Source organism: Streptomyces sp. NPDC041814, assembly GCF_055590565.1.
On record NZ_JBVJAM010000001.1, the window covers coordinates 861,989 to 881,512 of the forward strand.

At 71.5% G+C, this 19,524-nt stretch carries 14 protein-coding genes; 9 read left to right on the top strand and 5 right to left on the bottom strand.

What is annotated here, in order from left to right:
- Nucleotides 1-16: 16 nt before the first annotated feature.
- The gene (locus tag ACZ6C6_RS03910) at nucleotides 17-505 is read right to left on the bottom strand and encodes a ribose-5-phosphate isomerase (protein ID WP_469198750.1); all 489 of its coding nucleotides are present in this window, start codon (nucleotides 503-505) and stop codon (nucleotides 17-19) included.
- Nucleotides 506-635: 130 nt separating this feature from the next.
- Nucleotides 636-1,229 carry a biotin transporter BioY gene (locus ACZ6C6_RS03915; RefSeq protein WP_469198752.1) on the bottom strand — a complete coding sequence of 198 codons (594 nt, stop codon included), beginning with the start codon at nucleotides 1,227-1,229 and terminating at the stop codon, nucleotides 636-638.
- 387 nt (nucleotides 1,230-1,616) lie between these two features.
- Between ACZ6C6_RS03915 and ACZ6C6_RS03920 the strand changes: the two genes are divergently transcribed.
- From ACZ6C6_RS03920 to ACZ6C6_RS03935, 4 genes are all read left to right on the top strand, one after another.
- Nucleotides 1,617-3,032 (top strand): amino acid permease, encoded by a 1,416-nt coding sequence (locus tag ACZ6C6_RS03920; protein ID WP_469198754.1) that lies wholly within the window; start codon nucleotides 1,617-1,619, stop codon nucleotides 3,030-3,032.
- Between the two features lie 138 nt (nucleotides 3,033-3,170).
- Nucleotides 3,171-3,812 (top strand): superoxide dismutase, encoded by a 642-nt coding sequence (locus ACZ6C6_RS03925; protein WP_073965192.1) that lies wholly within the window; start codon nucleotides 3,171-3,173, stop codon nucleotides 3,810-3,812.
- A 164-nt stretch (nucleotides 3,813-3,976) separates the two neighbouring features.
- On the top strand, nucleotides 3,977-4,816 hold the full coding sequence (locus ACZ6C6_RS03930; protein ID WP_469198756.1) for an MOSC domain-containing protein: 840 nt from the start codon (nucleotides 3,977-3,979) through the stop codon (nucleotides 4,814-4,816).
- 90 nt (nucleotides 4,817-4,906) lie between these two features.
- Entirely contained in the window at nucleotides 4,907-5,872 is a 966-nt protein-coding gene (locus ACZ6C6_RS03935; RefSeq protein WP_469199325.1) for an aldo/keto reductase, read from the top strand.
- Here the strand turns inward: ACZ6C6_RS03935 and ACZ6C6_RS03940 are convergent.
- Both ACZ6C6_RS03940 and ACZ6C6_RS03945 read right to left on the bottom strand, forming a co-directional pair.
- On the bottom strand, nucleotides 5,863-6,762 hold the full coding sequence (locus tag ACZ6C6_RS03940) for a DUF4232 domain-containing protein (RefSeq protein WP_469198758.1): 900 nt from the start codon (nucleotides 6,760-6,762) through the stop codon (nucleotides 5,863-5,865). The genes ACZ6C6_RS03935 and ACZ6C6_RS03940 overlap by 10 nt on opposite strands.
- 113 nt (nucleotides 6,763-6,875) lie before the next feature.
- Nucleotides 6,876-7,526: a mycothiol-dependent nitroreductase Rv2466c family protein gene (locus tag ACZ6C6_RS03945; RefSeq protein WP_469198760.1), complete on the bottom strand. Its 651-nt coding sequence runs from the start codon at nucleotides 7,524-7,526 to the stop codon at nucleotides 6,876-6,878.
- Between the two features lie 144 nt (nucleotides 7,527-7,670).
- Here ACZ6C6_RS03945 and pepN (ACZ6C6_RS03950) point away from each other — a divergent pair, with 144 nt between their 5' ends.
- The 4 genes from pepN (ACZ6C6_RS03950) to ACZ6C6_RS03965 all read left to right on the top strand — a co-directional run bounded on the left by pepN (ACZ6C6_RS03950) (nucleotide 7,671) and on the right by ACZ6C6_RS03965 (nucleotide 16,210).
- Entirely contained in the window at nucleotides 7,671-10,262 is a 2,592-nt protein-coding gene (gene pepN, locus ACZ6C6_RS03950) for an aminopeptidase N (RefSeq protein ID WP_469198762.1), read from the top strand.
- A 168-nt stretch (nucleotides 10,263-10,430) separates the two neighbouring features.
- On the top strand, nucleotides 10,431-11,474 hold the full coding sequence (locus ACZ6C6_RS03955; protein ID WP_469198764.1) for a hypothetical protein: 1,044 nt from the start codon (nucleotides 10,431-10,433) through the stop codon (nucleotides 11,472-11,474).
- A 220-nt stretch (nucleotides 11,475-11,694) separates the two neighbouring features.
- On the top strand, nucleotides 11,695-15,003 hold the full coding sequence (locus ACZ6C6_RS03960; RefSeq protein WP_469198766.1) for a S8 family serine peptidase: 3,309 nt from the start codon (nucleotides 11,695-11,697) through the stop codon (nucleotides 15,001-15,003).
- Nucleotides 15,004-15,181: 178 nt separating this feature from the next.
- A complete protein-coding gene (locus ACZ6C6_RS03965; RefSeq protein ID WP_469198768.1) occupies nucleotides 15,182-16,210 on the top strand; it encodes an aspartate-semialdehyde dehydrogenase in 1,029 nt (342 codons plus the stop codon).
- A gap of 50 nt (nucleotides 16,211-16,260) precedes the next feature.
- Here ACZ6C6_RS03965 and ACZ6C6_RS03970 read toward each other — a convergent pair whose 3' ends face one another.
- Nucleotides 16,261-16,776 carry a DUF1203 domain-containing protein gene (locus ACZ6C6_RS03970; protein ID WP_469198770.1) on the bottom strand — a complete coding sequence of 172 codons (516 nt, stop codon included), beginning with the start codon at nucleotides 16,774-16,776 and terminating at the stop codon, nucleotides 16,261-16,263.
- A gap of 114 nt (nucleotides 16,777-16,890) precedes the next feature.
- Here ACZ6C6_RS03970 and pepN (ACZ6C6_RS03975) point away from each other — a divergent pair, with 114 nt between their 5' ends.
- Nucleotides 16,891-19,467: an aminopeptidase N gene (gene pepN, locus ACZ6C6_RS03975; RefSeq protein WP_469198772.1), complete on the top strand. Its 2,577-nt coding sequence runs from the start codon at nucleotides 16,891-16,893 to the stop codon at nucleotides 19,465-19,467.
- The last annotated feature ends 57 nt before the right edge of the window (nucleotides 19,468-19,524 follow it).

A 19,524-nucleotide genomic window follows, 5' to 3' on the forward strand; every position in this document is an offset into this window, starting at 1 on the left:
CGGCACAGGAAGCTGGTCAGCCCTGCTGCGGGTGGTGGGCGGGGATCGGGGGGAGCTCGCCGGTGTTCTCGTACGCCGTGAGCATGTCGATGCGGCGGGTGTGCCGCTCCTCGCCGGAGTACGGGGTGGAGAGGAAGATCTCCACGAACTTGGTGGACTCCTCGACCGTGTGCATCCGGCCGCCGATGGAGAGCACGTTGGCGTCGTTGTGCTCGCGGCCGAGCGCGGCGGTCTGCTCGCTCCAGGCGAGTGCGGCGCGGACGCCCTTCACCTTGTTGGCGGCGATCTGCTCACCGTTGCCGGAGCCGCCGATCACGATGCCGAGGCTGTCCGGGTCGGCGGCCGTCTTCTCTGCGGCGCGGAGGCAGAACGGCGGGTAGTCGTCCTGGGCGTCGTAGATGTGGGGACCGCAGTCGACGGCCTCGTGGCCCTGGGCCTTGAGCCACTCGACGAGGTGGTTCTTGAGTTCGTAACCGGCATGGTCGGATCCGAGGTACACGCGCATGGGAGGAGTGTGGCACGTGCGGCGGCCGGACAGGCCCTGAGGGGTGCGGTGTGCCCGCTGTCGGGCAGACGTGCGGAGGCCCGCCGTTCCGCGGTGCGGTCGGCGGGCCTCGCCAAGAGGTGTCGCGGGGTCAGCCCCGGCGGCCCAGGAGCTTCCAGGAGGCGGGCAGCGCGCCCATGGCGAGCGCCGCCTTCAGCGCGTCGCCGAGCAGGAACGGCGTCAGGCCCGCGGCGATCGCGGCGCTCGCCGACATGCCGGTGGACAGCGCCAGGTACGGCACGCCGACCGCGTAGATGATCGCCGAGCCGAGGACCATCGTCCCGGCCGTGCGCAGCGCCGAGCGGTCGCCGCCGCGCCGGGCCAGGCCGCCGACGACGGTGGCGGCCAGGAGCATGCCGAGGACGTAGCCGAAGGAGGCGCCGCCCGCGCCGGAGCTGCCGGCCGAGAACCACGGCATGCCCGCCATGCCGACGAGGGCGTACACGGCGAGCGAGAGGAAGCCGCGGCGGGCGCCGAGCGCGGTGCCGACGAGGAGGGCCGCGAAGGTCTGGCCGGTGACCGGGACCGGGGAGCCCGGGACCGGCACGGCGATCTGGGCGGCTATGCCGGTGAGCGCGGCGCCGCCGAGGACGAGGGCGGTGTCCACGGCGTAGCGGTGCCGGGCGGCGGGGAGCAGGTCGGCGAGGACCGCTCCGGTGCGGGCGGGGGCGGCAGCAGTGCTCATCGGGGACTCCGCGGGGTGAGGGTGGAGAGGGACTGACCGTGACGCTATCCGACCGGGCCGTGTCCGATCACCGTCAGCGGCCCACAAAGCGGCGATCGGGGCGTTGGTGGGGTTCACACAAGGAGGCCGGCGCAATCATCGCGGAGCGTGATGCTTGTCACGGAGGTGAGCGGGGATGCTCCCGGGGCGGGCCGGGAACGCGCACGGAAGCGGGACTGTGAACTCCCTCTAAAAGCGCGGTACGTGACGGTGGCCCATCGTCCGCCGCCGCGTGCGCACCCGGTGTGGACCCGGTGACCGTATAGCGGACAGTGGTTACCGGTGAACGGATCACGTGTCCAGACTGGGCGGACGTCCCCCGTCTCACCGACCGAACAGAGCTCGTCCATGTCCCGGACCTCCGCGCCCTCCCCCACCGGCTCCCCGGCCACCGCGCCGGACACCGGCCCCGACTCCGCCCTGTCGCACGGGCTGAAGCAGCGCCATCTCTCGATGATCGCCCTGGGCGGTGTCATCGGCGCCGGGCTCTTCGTCGGCTCCGGTGCGGGCATCGCCGCCGCGGGCCCCTCGATCGTCATCGCGTACGCCGTCTCCGGGCTGCTGGTGATGCTCGTGATGCGGATGCTCGGCGAGATGTCGGCGGCCAATCCGGCGTCCGGATCGTTCTCGGTGCACGCCGAGCGGGCGATCGGGCCGTGGGCCGGGTTCACGGCGGGCTGGGCGTTCTGGGTGCTGCTGTGCACGGCCGTCGGCCTGGAGGGGATCGGCGCGGCCAAGATCGTGACGGGCTGGCTGCCGGGGACCCCGGAGTGGGCCTGGGTGGCGCTGTTCATGATGGTGTTCCTGGGCACGAACCTGGCCTCGGTGACGAAGTTCGGCGAGTTCGAGTTCTGGTTCGCCGCCCTCAAGGTCACCGCGATCACCCTGTTCCTGGTGCTGGGCGTGCTGGCGGTCCTGGGCGTCCTGCCGGGCACGGACGCGCCGGGCTCCGCCAACCTCACCGGCGAGGGCGGCTTCCTGCCGAACGGCCCGGACGGCCTGGTCATCGGACTGCTCGCCTCCGTCTTCGCGTACGGCGGTCTGGAGACGGTCACCATCGCCGCCGCGGAGTCCGAGGACCCGGTGCGGGGCGTCGCGAAGGCCGTGCGGACGGCGATGTGGCGGATCGCGCTGTTCTACGTGGGCTCGATGGCGGTCGTCGTCACGCTGGTGCCCTGGGACGACCCGAAGGTGGTGGAGGTGGGCCCGTTCTACGCGGCGCTCGACCACCTCGGCATCGGGCAGGCGGCGCAGATCATGAACGTCGTCATCCTGGTCGCCCTGCTCTCCGCGATGAACGCCAACATCTACGGCGCCTCGCGCATGGCCTGCTCGCTGGTGGCGCGCGACCAGGGCCCGAAGCGGCTCGGCCGGATCTCCGGCGGGGTGCCGCGCACCGCGGTGCTGGTCTCGTCCGTCTTCGGCTTCCTGTGCGTGCTGCTGAGCTACTGGCGCCCCGACGACGTCTTCCCCTGGCTGCTCAACATGACCGGTGCGGTGATCCTGGTCGTCTGGATCTTCATCGCCGTCTCCCAGCTGATCCTGCGCGCCCGCCTGGAGCGCGAGGCGCCCGGGAAGCTGGTGGTGCGGATGTGGCTGTTCCCGGGACTGACGGTGGTGGCGCTGCTCGCCATGGCCGGCATCTTCGTCCTGATGCTCCGCCAGCCCTCGACCCGCGACCAGCTCCTGGCGTCGGGTGCGCTGACGGCGGCCCTGGCCGCGATCGGGGCCGTACGCCGGCGGCGGCGCGTCGCCGGAGCCTGAACCGAACCCTCATAAGCCGTACGAAACACCGGGTCCTAAGCCGAAGGGCTGACCCGGTGTCCGGCATTCCTGCTGTTAGCCTGCTCTTGCATATAGGTTGCAATAACAACTTGTCAGCAGTTGGAGGGTTCGAAACCAATGGCCACGTACACGCTCCCGGAACTCCCGTACGACTACGCCGCGCTCGAACCGGTCATCAACCCGCAGATCATCGAGCTCCACCACGACAAGCACCACGCCGCGTACGTGAAGGGCGCCAACGACACCCTGGAGCAGCTGGAGGAGGCACGGGACAAGGAGGCGTGGGGGGCCATCAACGGTCTCCAGAAGAACCTCGCCTTCCACCTGTCCGGCCACATCCTGCACTCGATCTACTGGCACAACATGACCGGTGACGGCGGCGGCGAGCCGCTGGCCGCGGACGGTGTCGGCGACCTCGCGGACGCGATCACCGAGTCCTTCGGCTCCTTCGCCGGCTTCAAGTCGCAGCTGACGAAGGCCGCGGCCACCACGCAGGGCTCGGGCTGGGGCGTCCTCGCGTACGAGCCGGTCAGCGGCAAGCTGATCGTGGAACAGGTCTACGACCACCAGGGCAACGTGGGCCAGGGCTCCACCCCGATCCTGGTCTTCGACGCCTGGGAGCACGCCTTCTACCTCCAGTACAAGAACCAGAAGGTCGACTTCATCGAGGCGATGTGGGCCGTCGTCAACTGGCAGGACGTGGCGAAGCGCTACGCCGCCGCCAAGGAGCGCGCGGACGTGCTGCTGCTCGCCCCCTGAGCCGACGCCCCGGCCGGGGCCACCGGACGTCCTGCCTCGTGATCGTCTTCTCACCCTTCACCTGGCAGGCGGATGAAGGGGAGGCCCCCGCCTGGACGTGACAGGCGGGGGCCTCTCTGCCGTACGCGCCCGGCTGCCATGATGTCCGGCATGAGGAACACGTCATGACGATCACCGTCCACGAGCTGGTGTACTACCCGGTCAAGGGCTGCGCCGGGACCCGGGCCGAATCCGCGCGGGTCACCGCCACCGGACTGGAACACGACCGGACGTTCATGGTGGTCGACGCGGCCGACGGCACGTTCCGCAGCCAGCGCACCCACCCCGCGATGGCGGCGGTCGGGGTCCGGGTCCTCGACGCCGGGGAGGCTCTCGGCCTGACCGCCGAGGCCGTCGGGCCGCTGCGTCTGGAGGTGGCGCAGGACGGGCCCCGCCGCGAGGTCAGCATGTTCGGCCGGGACCTCGGGGAGGCCGTCGACCAGGGCGACGAGGCCGCGCAGTGGTTCTCCGACGCGCTCGGGGCCGCGTGCCGCCTGGTCCGGGTGGTGCCCGGCTTCGACCGGGACGGCTGGGGCGAGACCCCCGGCAAGGTCAACTTCGGCGACGCGCACGCGGTCCTGGTCACCTCGACCGCCTCGCTGGCCGGGCTCAACGCCCGCATCGCGGCCCGGGGCGACGCCGCGCCCGTCCCCATGGACCGCTTCCGGGCCAACATCGTGCTCACCGGTGACGACGAGCCGCACTTCGAGGACCGGGTGGCGCGGATGACCGTGGGCACCGCCGAACTCGCCCACTCGGTCAAGGCGATCCGGTGCAACGTCCCGCTCATCGACCAGCGGACCGGCCGCCGCGCCGGCCCGGAGCCGGTGCGCACGCTGGCCACGTACCGCAGGGAGCCGGAGTTCGGCAACAAGCTCAGCTTCGGCGCGAAGAACGCGGTGGTCCGCGAGGGCGTGGTGCGGGTCGGCGACCCGGTCTCCGTGCACCGTCCGGTGAGCGGCTGAACGCCCGGTAAAACCAGCTGCCCGCCCCCGGCAACTCCCTTATCGTCGTGCTGGTTTGCCCAAAAAGGGACGACGACGTGGAGGATGACTGTGCGCTACCGCGAGCTGGGACGCAGCGGACTTCCGGTGTCCGAGATCGGCTACGGGGCCTGGGGCATCGGGGAGTCGAACTGGGTGGGGGCCACGCGGGACGAGTCGCTGCGCGCCCTGCACCGGGCCGTCGACCTCGGGGTGAACCTCATCGACACCGCGCGCGGCTACGGCGAGAGCGAGCGCATCGTCGGACAGGTGGTCCGCGAACGGGCCGGTGACGAGGTGCTGGTCGCGACCAAGGTGCCGCCGAGGAACCAGGTGTGGCCGGCGGCGGACGGCACGGACCCGGCGGACGCGTTCCCCGGGGAGCACATCCGCACCAGCCTGGAGACCAGCCTCGCCGCGTCCGGCCTGGACCACTTCGACGTGCTCCAGTTCCACGTCTGGAACGACGAGTGGCTCGGGCGCGGGGACTGGCTGGAGACGGTCGCGGCGCTGAAGCGGGAGGGCAAGATCCGCCTGTTCGGGGTCTCCGTCAACGACCACTCGCCCGAGAGCGCGGTCGCGCTGGTGCGCAGCGGGGCCGTGGACAGCGTGCAGGTCATCTACAACGTGTTCGACCAGGCCCCGGCCGAGGAGCTGCTGCCTGCCTGCGCGGAGCACGGTGTCGGGGTGATCGTCCGGGTCGCGCTGGACGAGGGCGGGCTGACCGGCCGGATCACCGCGGACTCGACGTTCCCCGAAGGCGACTTCCGCAACCGCTACTTCCGGGGCGACCGCCCGGCCCAGGTGGAGCGGCGCGTCGCGGCGATCGTGGCGGACCTGGGCATCGAGCCGGACGCGATCGCGGAGCACGCGCTCCGGTTCGTCCTGAGCCACCCGGCGGTCTCCACGGTGATCCCGGGGATGCGCAGCGTCCGGAACGTGGAGCGCAACACCGCGATCGGCGACGGGCAGCCGCTCACCGCCGAGCAGTTGGCGGTCCTGGCCAAGCACGCCTGGCCGCGCAACTTCTACTCCTGACCGGGGCGTTCACCGGACCGCGCGGCCGTGTCGTCCTTCGTCCACGGGCTCACGCCGAGCCGGCCCGTGGTGCCGAGGTCCAGCTCCGGGGTGACCGTCACGGGCGCGGCGCCGGGCTTCGCGGTGACCTCGGCGTAGGGGGCGTCGACCGGGTCGCCGTCCGTGGTGGTGTTGCGCCAGGCGAGGGTGGCGTACGCGCTCTCGCCCGGGCGCAGCGTGACGGGGCGGGGTTCGGCGTCGCCGCCGATGCCGGTGGAGATCGCGTCGGTGCCGTGCAGGATCTTCACCCCGCTGACCGGCTCGCGGTCCTCACCGAGGAGCCGGAGCGCCGGGTAGCCGTTCAGCTCGTAGTCGGTGGTCCCGCAGTTGGCGAGGTGGATGCCCACGACCCGCAGCCCCATCGCGGCGTCGCCCCGGTCGTTGGTGATGCGGACCCCGGAGGACGGGCAGCCGCCGCCTGCCCCGTCCGCCGGGACGGCCCGCACCTTCGTGATCCGGGCCCGGTACGCGCGGGCCGAGCCCGGTCCGCCCTCGGCGTCCAGGGGCCGCCGCACGGTCTGGCCGGGCTTCACCGCCTCGACGGTGCGCGTGGTGGAGTCCATGGCCTCGCCGAACCCGTTGACCAGGGCGAACGTGATGGTGAAGGTGAGCGGTTCGTCGTCCGTGTTGGTGACCTCGAACCCGGTGGACGGGGCGCCGGAGGGGCCGCACTTGCCGCTGACCACCCGGACGTCGTCCCAGGTCCGCCCGGCGGGGTCGGGGAGCGGCGCGAGGGAGGCGCAGGTCGCCCCGGGCGAGGCGGAGGCCCCGGCGTCCTCCTTCCCGCATCCCGTGAGCAGCGCGGTGCTCGCGAGGGCGGCACACAGGGCGAGGACGGGGGCGGGACGCATCCGCCCAGAAGATCAAAGGGCGCCCGGGCAGGCTGTGTGCCAGGTCACATATCGCGTCACGGTGGCGTCACAGCCCGGCGGCGGGGAGGGCTCCCCCGCCGCCGGACCGGCGGTCAGTCGAAGATCGGGCCCTGGGTGCGGGTGCGCTTGATCTCGTAGAAGCCGGGGATCGAGGCGACCATCAGGGTGCCGTCCCAGAGCTTCGCGGCCTCCTCGCCCTTGGGGGCCGGGGTGACGACCGGGCCGAAGAAGGCGATCTGCTCGCCGTCCGCGCCGGGGACGGCGATGACCGGGGTGCCGACCTCCTGGCCCACCTTCTCGATGCCCTCCTTGTGGGAGGCGCGCAGCTCGGTGTCGTAGGTGTCGGAGTCCGCGTGGTCCGCGAGCTCGACGGGGAGGCCGACGTCCTTGAGGGCGTTCTCGACGGATTCGCGGGTCGGGCCCTCGCCGCGGTTGTGGAAGCGGGTGCCGAGCGCGGTGTAGAGGGGGCCGACGACCTCGTCGCCGTGCAGCTGCTGGGCGGCGACGACGACGCGGACCGGGCCCCACGCCTTGTTCTCCAGCATGTCGCGGTACTCGGCGGGCAGCTCGTCGAGCCGGTCCTCGTTGAGCACGGCCAGGCTCATGACGTGCCAGCGGACCTCGACGTCGCGGACCTTCTCCACCTCCAGCATCCAGCGGGAGGTCATCCAGGCCCAGGGGCAGAGCGGGTCGAACCAGAAGTCGACGGGGGTCCTGCCGGTCGCCGTGCTGTTGTCAGACATCTCTCTCCTCGAACGGACGGATCGCGTCGGTGCGAAAGTCTGTGCGCCACAACACCGGACGACGCTCCGGCCATTCCCGCCCGCGGGTCCGGAGCGCGGCATGGGAGGATCAAATTATTCGAACGTGACACAAAGGAGTGTGCCGTGCCCGGCGAGAACCTGTCCCGAGACGAGGCCCGTGAGCGGGCCGAGCTGCTGACCGTCGACGGTTACGACGTCGAACTCGACGTCCGCTCCGCGACCGGCGGTCCCGGCCGGGACGACACGGCGGCCGGTCCGCTGACCTTCCGCTCGGTGACGACGATCCGGTTCCGCGCGGCGCGCGGCGGCGCGTCGACCTTCGCGGACCTCATCGCCCCCTCCGTCAACGCGGTGACGCTGGACGGCACCGCGCTGGACCCGGCGGCGGTGTTCGACGGGGTGCGGATCGCGCTGACGGACCTCACGGAGGGCGAACACGTCCTGGTGGTCGACGCGCAGTGCGCGTACAGCCGGACCGGCGAGGGCATGCACCGCTTCGTGGACCCGGAGGACGGCGAGGTCTACCTCTACACCCAGTACGAGCCGGCGGACGCCCGCCGCGTGTTCGCCAACTTCGAACAGCCCGACCTCAAGGCCCCGTACCGCTTCCGCGTGACGGCTCCCGCCGAGTGGACGGTGTGGAGCAACGGCGCCGAGGAGTCCCGCGAGGGCGGGGTGTGGCGGTTCGCGGAGACCGAGCCGATCTCCACGTACATCACGGCGGTCGTCGCCGGTCCGTACCACTACGTCACCGACTCGTACAGCCGCACCTTCGAGGACGGCACGACGCTGGAGATCCCGCTCGGCGCGATGTGCCGCAAGGGGCTCGCCAAGCACTTCGACGCCGACGACATCTTCCTGATCACCAAGCAGGGCCTGGACTTCTTCCACGACAACTTCGACTACCCGTACCCGTTCGGGAAGTACGACCAGGCGTTCGTGCCGGAGTACAACCTCGGCGCGATGGAGAACCCGGGCTGTGTCACGTTCCGCGAGGAGTACATCTTCCGCGGCAAGGTGACGCAGGCGGCGTACGAGGGCCGGGCCAACGTCATCCTGCACGAGATGGCGCACATGTGGTTCGGGGACCTCGTCACCATGCAGTGGTGGGACGACCTGTGGCTGAAGGAGTCCTTCGCGGACTTCATGGGCGTCTTCGCGATGACCGGCGCGACCCGCTTCGAGGACGGCTGGATCACCTTCGCCAACAACCGCAAGTCCTGGGCGTACCGCGCCGACCAGCTGCCCTCCACGCACCCGATCACGGCCGACATCCGTGACCTGGAGGACGCCAAGCTCAACTTCGACGGCATCACGTACGCGAAGGGCGCCTCCGTCCTCAAGCAGCTCGTGGCGTACGTGGGGCGCGAGGCGTTCCTGGAGGGCGCCCGGCGCTACTTCAAGAAGCACGCGTACGGGAACACCCGGCTCGGGGACCTGCTGTCGGTGCTGTCCGAGACGTCCGGCCGTGACATGACCGCCTGGTCGCGCTCCTGGCTCCAGACCGCGGGCGTCAACTCGCTGACCCCGGTCGCCACCTACGACGCGGCCGGCCGGATCACCGAGCTCGCCGTCATCCAGGAGGCCGCCGAGTCCCACCCGGAGCTGCGCCCCCACCGGGTCGCCGTCGGGCTCTACAGCCGCAACACCGAGGGCGAGCTGGTGCGTTACGCGCGTGCCGAGGCGGATGTTTCGGGTCCGCGCACCGTGATCGGGGAGCTGGCGGGGGCCGAGCGGCCCGAGCTGATCCTCGTCAACGACGACGACCTGACGTACTGCAAGGTCCGCTTCGACGAGGTCTCCCTCGCCACCCTGCGCGCGCACCTGGGCGACATCACGGACCCGCTGGCGCGGGCGCTGTGCTGGTCCGCGCTGTGGAACCTGACCCGGGACGGGCTGATGCCGGCCCGCGACTTCGTCTCGCTGGTCCTGGCCTTCGCCGGGCGCGAGACGGACATCGGTGTCCTTCAGATGCTGCACGCCTGGACGCGCGGCGCGCTCGTGAACTACGCGGCTCCCGCGTGGCGCGAGGAGGGCGGCCGGGCGCTGGCGGAGGGCGCGCTCGGCGAACTGCGGCTCGCCGAGCCGGGCAGCGAGCACCAGCTCGCCTGGGCCCGGTTCTTCGCGTCGGTCGCCGCGTCGGACTCCGACTTCCAGCTGCTGGCCGGGCTGCTCGACGGCACCGCCCGGATCGACGGGCTCGACGTCGACCAGGAGCTGCGCTGGGCGTTCCTGTCGCCGCTGGTCGCCCACAGCGCCGCCGACGAGGCGGCGGTCGACGCGGAGCTGGCCCGGGACGACACGGCCTCCGGCAAGCGGCACCACGTACGGTGCCTGGCGTCGCGGCCGTCCGCCGAGGTGAAGGCCCGGGCGTGGGCGGACGTCGTGGAGTCGGACGCGCTGTCCAACGCTCTGGTGGAGGCGACGATCGCGGGCTTCGCGCAGTCCTCCCAGCGGGAGCTGCTGGCGCCGTACACCGCGCGGTACTTCGAGGCGATCGAGCGGGTCTGGGCCGAGCGGTCGATCCAGATCGGGATGGCCGTGGTCAGGGGGCTGTTCCCGTCCCTCCAGGACGACCCGGCGACCCTGGAGGCGACCGACGCGTGGCTGGCGGCCCGGGCGGACGCGGCGCCCGCGCTGCGGCGGCTGGTGCTGGAGGCCCGGGACGACCTGGCCCGCGCGCTGCGGGCGCAGGCCGCGGACTCGGTGGCGTAGGGCCTCCGGCCCAGGACCCTTGGCCGGTTGCCGCGCTCCCGGGCAAGGGTTAGGTCCTCAGACGCCGGACGGGCCGGGTGGTGACGCAGGACGGTGTTCTTGTCCGGGTATGTCGACGGGCCTGTAACAACGGTTAAAGTTCCGGCCGTTGGCGGGATACACCGGAGCATGACCCAGAACACCCCGCTTCACTCCGGCCCCTCCGTTCCCACTCGTGGGCGTCAACGCGTGGTCTCCGCAGCCCAGTTGAAGGCGATGGGCGTGCCCGTCGGGCGGGCCGTCGAGCGGTGCGGGGACGGCGGACCGTGGCAGCAGCCGCTGCCCGGCGTCTTCGTCCTGCACCCCGGTCCGCTCAGCGGCCCGGAGCGGCTGCGGTCCGCCCTGCTGTACGCGGGCCGCCCGCCGGCCTCCGGGCGGCGCCCGGCCCCCGAGCGGTCCGCGGACCCGGCGTACGGCGACGCGGTGCTCACCGGGCTCGCGGCGCTCGCGCTGCACGGCTTCGCCGCCGCGCCCCCCGCCGCTTCCGTGGAGCGGGTCGACGTGCTGGTGCCCCGGGTGCGACGGCTGCGCTCGGCCGGGTACGCCCGGCTGCTGCGGACCGCCGAACCGCCGGTCCCGGAGTGGGTGGACGGGCTGCCGGCGGCCCCGGTGGCGCGGGCGCTGGCGGACGCGGTGGCCGGGCTGGGGGACGCGGTGACGGTGCGCCGGCTGCTCACCGAGGCGGTGCGCGGCGGCCACTGCGAACCGGCGGTGCTGGTGGGCGAGCTGAGCCGGGCGAAGGTGCTCGGCCGGCCGCAGGTGGTCCACGCGGTCGACTCGCTGCTCGCCGAGGGCCGGGCGATGGCGGAGGAACGGCTGTACGCCGTGGTGCGCACGCACGGGCTCGGGGAGCCGCTGTGGAACGTGGACCTGCGACTGCCCGGCGGCCCGCACCTGGGCCGCGTGGACGCCTACTGGCCGGACGAGGCGGTCGCGGTGGAGCTGGACACCAGGGCTCCGCGCCACAGCCGGCACGACGAGCGGCACGAGGCCGAGTGGTCCGCGTACGCGGCGCGGCGCGAGCACCTGGAACGGCTCGGCGTCACCGTCGTGCACGTCACGCCGAAGAAGCTGCGGGACGCGCCCGGGCAGCAGGCGACCGTGGTCCGGACAGCGCTGATGGCCGCGGCGGACCGGGAGCCGGCGGCGTACGTGATGATCCTTCCCCGCTGATCCGGGGCCCCGCACGCACGCCTCACGGCCGCACGTCCCCCATGGCCGAATCTGCGTCCCGTATCGACCCGTTCGTCCCGACCGGCGCTTCCGTACCAGTGGCGGAATCCCGCCATGTACTCAACAAGCCCCCCACAACTCTCCACAAACCCCTGTCATTTACGAAAGGGTGAGCGGTCATCCGGTACCGATTTCCGGACTCTCTCTTTCACATACAGGGATGCTGATGACCTCCGAATCCCCCGGTTCCATACCCGGAGCGAGACGAGCGGCCCGGGTGGCGGCCGCCGCCGGTCTGGTGGCCGCTCTGGCCGCCAGCGGTGTCGCCCCCGTCTTCGCCGCCGACGACCCGGCCTCCGCCCCCGTCAAGGCCGCCGGCACCGCTCCGGCGGACAAGCTGGGCACCGCCGACGCCGAGGTCCTGACCAAGGCCAAGGCCAAGGGCGAGAAGAACGTCACGATGATGGTCGCGACCGCCCCCGGCGCGACCGAGCAGGTCACCAAGCAGCTGGACGCCGTCAAGGGCTCCGTGCTGGGACGCGCCTACGACAAGCTGGGCTACGTACGGGCGACGGTGCCGACCGCGACCGCCGAGGCCACCATCAAGGCGGCGTCGAAGCTCAGCTCCGTCCACGGCATCGATCTCAAGCAGGAGATCATGCTGGACGACCCGACGCCCGCGGCCGACCGGGCCACCGGCGCCAAGACCAAGGCGAAGTCCACCGGCAGCTACCCGGCCCCCGGGAAGAACACGCCGGCGAAGAACCCGTACAACCCGTCCTTCGAGACGGGCGCGGTCGACTTCGTGAAGCAGCACCCGAAGGCGGACGGCCGCGGGATCACCATCGGCGTCCTGGACGCGGGCGTCGACATCGCGCACCCGGCGCTCCAGAAGACCACCACCGGTGAGCGCAAGATCACCGACTGGGTGACCGCCACCGACCCGGTGAGCGACGGCGACGGCACCTGGCTGCGGATGAAGGACGCCGTCTCCGGTCCGGTGTTCACGTACAAGGGGCGTACGTACAACGCGCCCAAGGGCTCGTACCGGATCAGCCTGTTCGCCGAGGCCGCCACCAAGGGCGGCGACATGGCGGGCGACCTGAACCGCGACGGCGACACCACCGACACCTGGGCCGTGCTCTACGACCCGGTCAGCGGCACCTCCCGGGTCGACCTGAACAACAACGGCGACTTCCGCGACGACACCGCTCTCCAGCCGTACAAGGAGCAGCACCAGGTCTCCTACTTCGGCGAGGACGACCCGCGCACGGACGTCGTGGAGCGCATCCCGTTCGTCGTGGAGAACCGCGAGGACGTCGTCTACAACGCGGCCGGCGACACCTCCGACTACGTCTCCATCGGGGTCATCGAGTCCGAGCACGGGACGCACGTCGCGGGCATCACCGCCGCCAACGGCCTGTTCGGCGGCAAGATGAACGGTGCCGCGCCCGGCGCGAAGATCGTCTCCTCGCGCGCCTGCACCTGGTCCGGCGGCTGCACCAACATCGCGCTCACCGAGGGCATGATCGACCTCGTCGTGAACCGCGGCGTCGACGTCGTCAACATGTCGATCGGCGGCCTGCCGCCGCTGAACGACGGCAACAACGCCCGCGCCGAGCTCTACAAGCGGCTCGTCGACATCTACGGCGTCCAGCTGGTCATCTCGGCCGGCAACGACGGCCCCGGCGTCAACACCATCGGTGACCCCGGCCTCGCCGACCACGTCATCTCGGTCGGCGCCTCCGTCTCCAAGGAGACCTGGGCCGCCAACTACGGATCGAACGTCACCAAGAAGTACGACATGATGCCGTTCTCCTCGCGCGGCCCGCGTGAGGACGGCGGCTTCGCGCCGACCCTGACCGCGCCCGGCGCGGCGATCAACTCGACGCAGACCTGGCTGCCCGGTTCGCCGGTCAAGGAGGCGGGCTACTCCCTCCCGGCCGGTTACTCCATGCTCCAGGGCACGTCGATGGCCTCCCCGCAGGCCGCCGGCGCGACCGCGCTGCTGCTGTCCGCCGCGAAGCAGAAGCACATCGAGCTGCCCCCGGCCGACCTGCGCACCGCGCTGACCAGCACCGCCACCAAGATCAAGGACGTGCCCGCGCACGCCCAGGGCGCCGGTCTGATCAACATCGTGGACGCCTGGAAGCTGATCGCGAAGCAGGGCGCCCCGGCGCACGAGTACGCGGTCAAGGCCCCCGTCGACACCGCGATCGACTTCGCGCTGAAGACCCCGGGCTTCGGCACCGGCCTGTACGACCGCGAGGGCGGCCTCCGGGCCGGCCAGAAGAAGACCTACGACGTCACGGTCACCCGCACCACGGGTCCGGACAAGAAGGTCGAGCACACGCTCTCCTGGAAGTACAACGACGGCACCTTCTCGCTGGCCGGCCCCAAGAAGGTCGCGCTGCCGCTGGGCAAGCCGGTCACGGTCAAGGTCCAGGCGAAGCCGGGCAGCGCGGGTGTGCACAGCGCGATCCTCCAGCTGGACGACAAGAAGACCGCCGGTACCGACCAGCAGATCCTGACGACGGTCGTCGTCTCCAAGGAGCTGGCGAAGCCGTCGTACTCGTTCAAGGCGTCCGGCTCGGTGCAGCGCAACGGCACCACGTCGTACTTCGTGACCGTGCCGGAGGGCGCCAGGACCCTTGAGGTCGCGATGAGCGCCCTGCGCTCGGGCAGCCAGACCCGCTTCATCTCCATCCACCCGTACGGGGTGCAGATGGAGGACAGCGGTACGCCGTTCTGCTACCCGAACTACGAGAACCCGGCCAACACCTGCCGCCCGGACGCGCGCTCCTACCCGGACCCGCAGCCCGGTGTCTGGGAGATCGAGGTCGAGGCCCGGCGCACGTCGCCGCTGCTGGACAACCCGTACAAGCTGGACGTGGCGCTGCTCGGCGCGACCTTCGACCCGGCCGTGCAGACCATCGCCGAGGCGAAGATCGGCACCCCGGCCTCGGTCGACTGGACGGTCACCAACAACGCCGGTCCCCTGGAGGGCAAGCTCAAGGGCGGCTCGCTGGGCTCGGCCGACGTCGAGCGCCCGTCGATCTCCACCGGTGGCACGTACACCAAGGAGGTCACCATCGGTGAGGGCGTCGAGAAGCTGGACGTCGCCATCGGCGGCACGAGCGACGCCAACGCCGACCTCGACCTGTACGTGTACAAGGGGAGCGCCGAGGTCGGCGCCTCCACCACGGCCGGTTCCGAGGAGTCCGTCAGCCTGGTGAAGCCGGCCGCCGGCACGTACACCGTCGTCATCGACGGGTACGACGTCCCGGCCGGGACCACCGAGTACGACTACCGCGACGTGTACTACTCCGCGTCGCTCGGCACGATCTCCGTGGACGAGTCGAAGACCGTGAACCTGGCCGCGGGCGCGTCGGCCGAGGTCGGTGCCGAGGTGAAGGTGGCCGGTGCGGCACCCGAGGGCCGGCAGTTCTTCGGCGAGGTCGGCCTGGTGAACGCCCGGGGCACCGCGGCGGGCACCGGCAGCGTCGTGATCGAGAAGGTCACGCCGTAGCCACACGGTGCTGAACATGTGATCCGTACGGCAGTGGGGCGGGTGCTCACCGGGCACCCGCCCCACTGTGCTGTGCGCCACTCGTCCGCAGGCCGGACAATGGATTGGACAAGGCGGGCGTGGACAGACGCATCATGGACCGGCAACCGTGCCCGTTCGTACGTCTGAGGGAGTTCCTGTGAAGGTCGGAATCGTCGGCGCCACCGGTCAGGTAGGCACAGTCATGCGCAGCATCCTGGCCGAGCGGAAGTTCCCGGCCGACGAGTTGCGGCTGTTCGCCTCCGCGCGCTCGGCGGGCTCCGTCATCGAGTGGCAGGGACGCGCGATCACCGTCGAGGACGCCTCCACGGCCGACTACACGGGCCTGGACATCGTGCTGTTCTCGGCCGGCGGCGCGACCTCGAAGGCGCTCGCCGAGAAGGTCGCCTCGCAGGGCGCCGTCGTGATCGACAACTCCTCCGCCTGGCGCAAGGACCCCCAGGTCCCGCTGGTCGTCTCCGAGGTCAACCCGCACGCGATCGCGGACCGCCCCAGGGGCATCATCGCCAACCCGAACTGCACCACGATGGCCGCGATGCCCGTGCTGCGCCCGCTGCACGAGGAGGCGGGGCTCGAAGCGCTGACCGTCGCCACGTACCAGGCGGTCTCCGGGTCCGGTCTCGCCGGGGTCGCCGAGCTGCACGGCCAGGCGTCCAAGGTCGTCGCCGACGCGGACAAGCTCACGCACGACGGCTCGGCCGTGGACTTCCCGGAGCCGGGCGTCTACAAGCGCCCCATCGCCTTCAACGTGCTGCCGCTGGCCGGGTCGATCGTGGACGACGGCTCCTTCGAGACGGACGAGGAGCAGAAGCTCCGCAACGAGTCCCGCAAGATCCTGGAGATCCCGGAGCTGAAGGTCTCCGGCACGTGTGTCCGCGTCCCCGTCTTCTCCGGGCACTCCCTCCAGGTCAACGCCCGCTTCGCCCGGCCGGTCTCGGTGGAGCGCGCGTACGAGCTGCTGAAGGACGCGCCGGGCGTCGAGCTGTCCGAGATCCCGACGCCGCTGCAGGCCGCGGGCAAGGACGCGTCGTACGTGGGGCGCATCCGCAACGACGAGACCGCGGAGAACGGTCTCGCGCTGTTCGTCTCCAACGACAACCTGCGCAAGGGGGCCGCGCTGAACGCGGTCCAGATCGCGGAGCTGGTCGCGGCGGAGCTTGCCGGCTGAAGCCGAGGTGCCGTGTGGTTCGGGGGCGCTGCCCCCGGACCCCCCGCTCCTCAATCGCCGGAGGGGCTTGGTTTACGCACCTCGAAGTGCCAGCAGCCGTACTCCACGGCCCGTACGTGGACCAGGGCCACCGCCGGGTCCGCGAAGGCCTCCGCGAACGCCTCGTCGTAGCCCCGCTCCTCGTCCCCGGGGATCTCCAGGAGCCTGCCCCCCACGATGCGGCCCTCCGCGTCGTAACGGCGCACCGTGCGCAGCGCGCCCGCGCGGGAGAAGGGGTAGCCCTCCCGGCCGGGCTCCGGCCCCTCGCACGCGTCGGCGTGGATGAAGACCGGGCCCTGCTCGTCGTACGCCCCCGGGCGGGCCCAGGTCTCGGCCGCCCAGCGGCGCAGCGGGGCGTAGGAGACCAGGGCGATGCGCTCCCCCGGCCGGCTGCCGCGCAGGCAGCACCGCAGCGGGTCGCCGCCCTCGGTGGCGGTGTACGGGTCGCAGGGCCGCCCGGCGTCGTCGGTCTTCCGGAGTCCGCCGAGCGCGTCCGGTTCGATGGCGCGTGCCTCGTAGATGGTCATGGTCCCGAGCGTGCCGCGCCGCGCCGCCCCGGTCCGGCGGAAAACGGACATCGCCCTGAATGGGGGTCCCGTGGAAGTATGACGGGAAACATCACAGAGCAAGGAGATGACCGCGTGCCTGGCACGAATCTGACCCGCGAAGAGGCACAGGAGCGGGCGCGCCTGCTGACCGTGGACGCGTACGAGATCGATCTCGACCTCTCCGGGGCGCAGGAGGGCGGGACCTACCGGTCCGTCACCGTCGTGCGCTTCGACTCCGCCGAGGACGGTGCGGAGACCTTCATCGACCTGGTCGCCCCTGCGGTGCACGAGGTCGAGCTGAACGGCAGGGCCCTGGACGTCGCGGCGGTGTTCCGCGACTCCCGCATCACGCTGCCGCACCTGCGGGCCGGCGCCAACGAGTTGAAGGTCGTCGCGGACTGCGCGTACACCAACACGGGCGAGGGTCTGCACCGCTTCGTCGACCCGGTCGACCAGCAGGCTTACCTGTACACCCAGTTCGAGGTGCCGGACGCGCGCCGCGTCTTCGCGAGCTTCGAGCAGCCCGACCTGAAGGCGACCTTCCGGTTCACCGTGAAGGCCCCGTCCGGCTGGACCGTGATCTCCAACTCGCCGACGCCGGAGCCGAAGGACGACGTCTGGTCGTTCGAGCCCACGCCGCGCATCTCCTCGTACATCACCGCGCTGATCGTCGGCCCGTACCACTCGGTGCACAGCAGCTACGAGAAGGACGGCGTGACCGTCCCGCTGGGCATCTACTGCCGGCCCTCGCTCGCCGAGTACCTGGACGCGGACGCGATCTTCGACGTGACCCGGATGGGCTTCGACTGGTTCCAGGAGAAGTTCGACTACGCGTACCCGTTCGCCAAGTACGACCAGCTCTTCGTGCCGGAGTTCAACGCGGGCGCGATGGAGAACGCGGGCGCGGTCACCATCCGCGACCAGTACGTCTTCCGGTCGAAGGTGACGGACGCGGCGTACGAGACGCGCGCCGAGACCATCCTGCACGAGCTGGCCCACATGTGGTTCGGCGACCTCGTCACGATGGAGTGGTGGAACGACCTCTGGCTGAACGAGTCGTTCGCCACGTACACCTCGATCGCCTGCCTGGCGTACGCCGAGGGCTCGGGGTGGCCGCACTCCTGGACCACGTTCGCCAACTCCATGAAGACGTGGGCCTACCGGCAGGACCAGCTGCCGTCGACCCACCCGATCATGGCCGACATCCGCGACCTGGACGACGTCCTGGTCAACTTCGACGGCATCACGTACGCCAAGGGCGCCTCGGTCCTGAAGCAGCTGGTGGCGTACGTCGGCATGGACGAGTTCTTCAAGGGCGTCCAGGCGTACTTCAAGGCGCACGCCTTCGGCAACACGCGGCTGGCCGACCTGCTGGGCGCGCTGGAGGAGACCTCCGGCCGCGACCTGAAGACCTGGTCGAAGGCGTGGCTGGAGACGGCCGGGATCAACATCCTGCGCCCGGAGATCGAGACCGACGAGAACGGTCACGTCACCTCGTTCACCGTGCTCCAGGAGGCGCCCGCGCTGCCCGCGGGCGCCAAGGGCGAGCCGACGCTGCGGCCGCACCGGATCGCCATCGGCTGCTACGACCTCGACGCCGACGGCAAGCTGGTCCGCACGGACCGGATCGAGCTGGACGTCGACGGTGAGCGCACCACCGTGCCGTTCCCGGCCGGCAAGGCGCGACCGGCCGTCATCCTGCTCAACGACGACGACCTGTCGTACGCGAAGGTCCGCCTGGACGAGGAGTCGCTGCGGGTCGTCACCGAGCACCTGGGCGACTTCACCGAGTCGCTGCCGCGCGCCCTGTGCTGGGCTTCCGCCTGGGACATGACCCGCGACGGCGAGCTGGCCACCCGCGACTACCTCTCGCTGGTCCTGTCGGGGATCGGCAAGGAGTCGGACATCGGCGTCGTGCAGTCGCTGCACCGCCAGGTCAAGACGGCGATCGACCTGTACGCGACGCCGGAGTGGCGCGAGGCGGGTCTGACGCAGTGGACCGAGGCGACGCACGCGCACCTGCGCGCGGCGGAGCCGGGCAGCGACCACCAGCTGGCCTGGGCGCGCGCCTTCGCGGCCACCGCCCGCACCCCTCAGCAGCTGGACCTGCTGCGCTCGCTGCTCGACGGCACCGAGGCGATCGAGGGCCTGACCGTGGACACCGAGCTGCGCTGGGCGTTCGTCCAGCGGCTCGCCGCGACCGGGCTCATCGACGAGGAGGAGATCGACGCCGAGTACGCGCGGGACCGGACGGCGGCGGGCGAGCGCCACGCGGCCTCCGCCCGGGCGGCACGGCCCAGCGAGGAGGCGAAGGCCGAGGCGTGGGCGTCGGTCGTGGAGTCCGACAAGCTGCCGAACTCCCTCCAGGAGGCCGTCATCGCCGGCTTCGTGCAGACGGACCAGCGCGAGCTGCTGGCCCCGTACACCGAGAAGTTCTTCGCCTCGGTGAAGGGCGTCTGGGACTCGCGGAGCCACGAGATGGCCCAGCAGGTCGCGATCGGCCTGTACCCGGCGCTCCAGGTCTCGCAGGAGACCCTGGACGCCACGGACGCCTGGCTGGCCTCGGCCGAGCCGGGCGCGGGGCTGCGCCGGCTGATCTCGGAGTCCCGCTCGGGCGTGGAGCGCGCGCTGCGGGCCCGTACGGCGGACGCGGCGGCCGCGACCGCGTAACCCGGCTGGAAACCGCCCGGCGGACAGGCGCGTACGCGCAGCCGTCCGCCGGGCGGG

Excerpts from the sequence above, each read along its gene's own strand:
- ACZ6C6_RS03910 (WP_469198750.1), bottom strand. The coding sequence starts at position 505 with ATGCGCGTGTACCTCGGATCCGACCATGCCGGTTACGAACTCAAGAAC.
- ACZ6C6_RS03915 (WP_469198752.1), bottom strand. The coding sequence starts at position 1,229 with ATGAGCACTGCTGCCGCCCCCGCCCGCACCGGAGCGGTCCTCGCCGAC.
- ACZ6C6_RS03920 (WP_469198754.1), top strand. The coding sequence starts at position 1,617 with ATGTCCCGGACCTCCGCGCCCTCCCCCACCGGCTCCCCGGCCACCGCG.
- ACZ6C6_RS03925 (WP_073965192.1), top strand. The coding sequence starts at position 3,171 with ATGGCCACGTACACGCTCCCGGAACTCCCGTACGACTACGCCGCGCTC.
- ACZ6C6_RS03930 (WP_469198756.1), top strand. The coding sequence starts at position 3,977 with ATGACGATCACCGTCCACGAGCTGGTGTACTACCCGGTCAAGGGCTGC.
- ACZ6C6_RS03940 (WP_469198758.1), bottom strand. The coding sequence starts at position 6,762 with ATGCGTCCCGCCCCCGTCCTCGCCCTGTGTGCCGCCCTCGCGAGCACC.
- ACZ6C6_RS03945 (WP_469198760.1), bottom strand. The coding sequence starts at position 7,526 with ATGTCTGACAACAGCACGGCGACCGGCAGGACCCCCGTCGACTTCTGG.
- ACZ6C6_RS03955 (WP_469198764.1), top strand. The coding sequence starts at position 10,431 with ATGACCCAGAACACCCCGCTTCACTCCGGCCCCTCCGTTCCCACTCGT.
- ACZ6C6_RS03960 (WP_469198766.1), top strand. The coding sequence starts at position 11,695 with ATGCTGATGACCTCCGAATCCCCCGGTTCCATACCCGGAGCGAGACGA.
- ACZ6C6_RS03970 (WP_469198770.1), bottom strand. The coding sequence starts at position 16,776 with ATGACCATCTACGAGGCACGCGCCATCGAACCGGACGCGCTCGGCGGA.